The sequence below is a fragment of the Staphylococcus sp. ZWU0021 genome (assembly GCF_000798895.1).
GTDB lineage: Bacteria > Bacillota > Bacilli > Staphylococcales > Staphylococcaceae > Staphylococcus > Staphylococcus saprophyticus.
This window is the reverse complement of record NZ_JTLN01000024.1, coordinates 1-368: the sequence shown is the minus strand read 5'-3', so window position 1 is coordinate 368 and position 368 is coordinate 1. Positions and strand designations below refer to the sequence as shown.

Here is a 368-nt window from a genome sequence, read left to right as displayed (position 1 = left end):
GCTATTTCTACAGACTCTCTATTTTTAATAATTAAACCATTATGTGCACCAATTGAAGTAGAACGTGCAGTGACTAAAGGTATTGCCAAGCCTAAAGCATGTGGACAAGCAATGACTAACACAGTTACAAGACGTTCTAATGCAAAATCAACATCATTTTGAATGAGCATCCAGACAATAAAAGAAATCACGCCAACACTTACAGCAAAGTAGAATAAATAACCCGCTACTTTATCAGATAACAATTCAGCACTAGATTTATCACTTTGTGCTTGATTAACAAGTCCCATAACTTGAGAAAGATATCCATCTTCTCCCACAGCTGTAACCTTGACTTGTATTGTTCCAGACCCATTAATAGAACCCCC

At 36.7% G+C, this 368-nt stretch carries 1 protein-coding gene; it reads right to left on the bottom strand.

Annotated features, from left to right (window positions below):
- Positions 1-368, bottom strand: a 368-nt coding sequence (locus L987_RS05335) for a P-type ATPase (RefSeq protein ID WP_047503355.1), incomplete at both ends; no start/stop codon positions are given.